Source organism: Corallococcus llansteffanensis, from assembly GCF_003612055.1.
Lineage (GTDB): Bacteria > Myxococcota > Myxococcia > Myxococcales > Myxococcaceae > Corallococcus > Corallococcus llansteffanensis.
On record NZ_RAWB01000777.1, the window covers coordinates 1 to 3,725 of the forward strand.

Sequence of the window (3,725 nt, forward strand, 5' to 3'; positions counted from 1 at the left end):
GCGCTGGTGGAGGACGCGGAGGCGGCCATGCGGGTGGCGCTGGAGAACGCGGGCACGTCCGCGCTCGCGGTGGCGGCGCTGCACGGGGGGGCGCGTGTGGCGCTGGCGCTCCAGGAGCGGCACCCGGCGGTGGGCGGACTGTGTCTGGTGGCGCCGGACGTGGACCCGTTGTCGCTCGTGCGCCTGTCGTGTCCACTGCTGGTGATTGTCGGGGCGGAGGACAAGCGCCTGCCCCGGGCGGCGCTGGCCGCGGCTGTCGCGGAGGCCGGGGGCGATTTAGAGGTCATCGACGATGCCGGCGCCACGTTCCACCGCAACCTTCCCCAGGTGGGACGGGCCGCGGCGGCGTGGCTCCAGCGGCTGTCGGGCGGGTAGGGGGCGTGCAAACCTCCGGACTTCTTCACATTTCTTTACCCTCATCGCCTTGCACGGCCGACCGGGGGGCGAACAGACTGGCGGGGCAGACCCAATCGTCCCGCCATTCGTTCGTAGTGGGTCTTCGAGGCGTCTTCGTTCAAGGAGTGTCCCGATGCGGATGAGGCGATGGAACGTGGTTCTCGCGGCGCTGGCCCTGTCGGCCTCGGCGTGTGCTTCCGCATCGCGGGAGCCGGAGGTTCCGGCCGGCCCGGACGTGGCGGCGGCCCAGGTAGAGCTGGCGGAGGCCGTGGCGGCGGGCTCGGACGACGTGGTGTCCGGGGCCATCGTGGTGGACTTCAAGGACGGCACCACCCAGGCCGAGTTCGACGCCTGGGAGGCCCAGTGGGGCCTGGACCTGGAGTTCAACTCCCTGGAAGGCCCCCAGACGGGCGTCACGCTGGCGGTGGGCGTGGACGACGTGGAGGACGTGCTCCAGCGCATCCGCCAGCACCCGGCGGTGGAGTCCGCGGAGCCGCTGCTGCAGGTGCGGAGCAGCTACACGCCGAATGATCCCCAATACGAAGCGCAGTGGAACTTGCGGATGATCGACATGCCCAAGGCCTGGGACGGCAACCGGGGCAAGGGCGTGGTGGTGGCGGTCATCGACACGGGCATCGCCTATGAGGACCACGACGACTTCAAGCAGGTACCGGACCTGAAGGGCGTGTCGTTCGTGAAGGGCTACGACTTCGTCAACGACGACGAGCACGCCAACGACGACCACGGCCACGGCACGCACGTGGCGGGCACCATCGCGCAGGCCACCAACAACGGCGTAGGTGTGGCGGGCGTGGCCTTCGACGCGACGCTGATGCCCATCAAGGTCCTGAACCACTTTGGCAGCGGCACCTCCGCGGACATCGCGGACGCCATCCGCTTCGCGGCGGACCACGACGCGAAGGTCATCAACATGTCGCTGGGCGGTGGCATGTACTCCCAGGTCATGGCCTCCGCGGTGGAGTACGCGCGCAAGAAGGGCGTCACCGTGGTGGCCGCGGCGGGCAACACCGGGCGCGGCAAGGTGGAGTTCCCCGCGGCGTACCCGGGCGCGGTGGCGGTGGGCGCGGTGGGCCCGGACGGCTCGCGCTCCCCGTACTCGTCCTATGGCAAGGAGCTGGACATCGCGGCGCCCGGTGGCGACAAGCGCCAGGGCGACTCGGGCGGCATCCTGCAGAACACCATCGACCCGCGCGACCCGTCGCGCTCCATCTACGCCTGGTACCAGGGCACCAGCATGGCCGCGCCGCACGTGGCCGCGGTCGCCGCGATGCTCTACGGCGCCGGCGCCAAGAGCCCGGACGAGGTGGAGCAGGCGCTCTACGCCGGGGCGAAGGCGGTGGGGGACCAGGCCTGGTCCGAGCAGTACGGCCACGGCGTCCTCAACGCCAACGCGTCGCTGCAGGCGTTCACGGGCGGCACGCCCCACTGGCAGCCGCTCGCGTGGGCCGCGGCGCTGCTGGCGCTGGTGCTGCTGACGCTGCGCGGGCGTGAGCGTCCGGGCTTCCTCAACATCCTCTTCCGCCCGGCGTTCCTCGTGCCGCTGGTCCTGTCCACGGTGGGCTTCTTCTTCCTGCGCACGTGGTTCACGGGCGCAGTGGGGGCGGCGGGTGACGTCGTGAACGTGGCCTCGCTGCCCATCCCGGACTGGCAGCGGATCATCTTCGGACGGGGCACGGTGAACCCGCTGTTCTACAGCGCGCTGATCCCGCTGGTGCTCTCGCTGCCGGCCATCGCGTGGCGGGGCTTCCGTCCGGCGGTGGGCGGCCTGGCGCTCGGCTTCGCGGGCTTCCTGGCCTACGCGGCGTGGGCGGGCGCTCCGGCGCTGGCGTGGATGCCCTTCACCTTCCTGGCGAAGCCGTGGCTGGGCTTCAACACGGTGGTGTGCCTCGTCATCGCTCGCGCGATGCTCAAGCGGGAGGACGCATGAAGCTCTCTGGCACGGTGCAGTACCAGGACCTCGAAGGCGGGGTGTGGGTCCTGAAGGCCGACGACGGCAAGACGTACCAGCTCGCGGGCGGCGACCGGAAGATCAAGAAGGACGGTCAGCGCATCTCCGCCGAGGGCAGCGTGCAGAAGGACGCCGTCACCACCGCCATGGTGGGGCCGGTGTTCCACGTCAGCTCGTACAAGGCGGACTGACGCTGACGGCGCGGCTTCGTGGAAGGCACGGCCTCCAGGCGAAAGCCCGGGGGCCGTTGCATTTTCAGCGGGTGGCCTTGGACTTGTCGGGCGCGTGCGCCTGGGCCTGCCGGAGGCGCTCTTCTTCGTAGGCCTCCATCGGAAGCTCGCCCTTGCGGACGGACTTGCGCAGCTGCTGCAGCGCCTTGCGCTCCGCCTGGAGGCCCGGGTCCGCGTCCTTCGACAGCGGCGGCACCGGGTGCTGGATGTCGTAGACGCTCAGCGACACGCCGCGCCCGTCCACCAGCCCCAGGCCGACGAGGGACAGCGTCGCCACCACCACCCACGGCAGCAACTGGAGGGCGAACAGCGGCACGGGCTTCGTGGCGCGGACCTCGTCTTCGGTCGGCGGCGTGCCGCGTCCCCAGACGGCGGGGAAGTGCCGGGACGCGGCGCGCAGGCCCAGGAGGCCCGTCCACCCCACGAGCGCCAGGCCCAGCACGGCGCGCCAGTCCGTCACGTCGTCCGTCGCCCCGTCCTTCGCCAGCCCCGAGTGCGTGGCGACGAGGAACAGCACCGACGACACGATGTTGTTGGCCGCGTGCGCCGCGATGCCCGGCCACAGCGAACCGGTGCGCAGCAGCAGCCATCCGAACAGCAGCCCCAGCTCCGCGCGCGCGAGGAAGCCCACCGGATCCAGGTGAAAGGCGCTGAACACCACCGAGGAGATGATCAACGCGCGCCAGGGCGAGGCCGGCGCCTGAGGCGTCAGGGAGCGCTGGAAGAGGCCGCGGAAGAAGAACTCCTCGCACAGCGGAGCGGCCACCGACACGCCGCCCAGCAGCAGCGCCAGCTCCACGGGCGTCTGGCCCTCGAAGAGGCGCGAGGCGTCGAACATCTCCCGCAGCCACGAGGGTGCAACCCGCTGCGCCAGGTACTGGATGGGCACCACCACCGCGAAGAAGTTGGCCACGCCCAGGAGGAAGCCGAACAGCGCGGGCGGCCCCTCGAAGGGCGTGAGGCCCGTGTACACGGCGGGCCGGAAGCCCGAGCGCCGCAGCATCACCCACGCGAGGCCCAGGAAGAGGAACACCTCCGTGAACCACACCCCGAAGCCGGGGTTGAGCAGCTGGGTGACGGCCCCCAGCGTGACGAACAGGCCGAAGGCCAGCGCCGCCGCGAGCACCGGG

4 protein-coding genes are annotated in these 3,725 nt (G+C 71.2%); 3 read left to right on the forward strand and 1 reads right to left on the reverse strand.

Annotated elements, in window-relative coordinates:
• The 3 genes from D7V93_RS39980 to D7V93_RS39990 all read left to right on the forward strand — a co-directional run.
• Positions 1–375: alpha/beta hydrolase (locus tag D7V93_RS39980; RefSeq protein WP_504739596.1), on the forward strand; the 375-nt coding region annotated here is incomplete at its 5' end.
• 154 nt (positions 376–529) lie between these two features.
• Positions 530–2,344 (forward strand): S8 family serine peptidase, encoded by a 1,815-nt coding sequence (locus D7V93_RS39985; protein WP_120648279.1) that lies wholly within the window; start codon positions 530–532, stop codon positions 2,342–2,344.
• Positions 2,341–2,556: a DUF5818 domain-containing protein gene (locus D7V93_RS39990; protein WP_120648280.1), complete on the forward strand. Its 216-nt coding sequence runs from the start codon at positions 2,341–2,343 to the stop codon at positions 2,554–2,556. The genes D7V93_RS39985 and D7V93_RS39990 overlap by 4 nt, the downstream gene beginning before the upstream one ends.
• A 64-nt stretch (positions 2,557–2,620) precedes the next feature.
• Here D7V93_RS39990 and D7V93_RS39995 read toward each other — a convergent pair.
• Positions 2,621–3,725: type II CAAX endopeptidase family protein (locus D7V93_RS39995; protein WP_244237794.1), on the reverse strand; the 1,105-nt coding region annotated here is incomplete at its 5' end.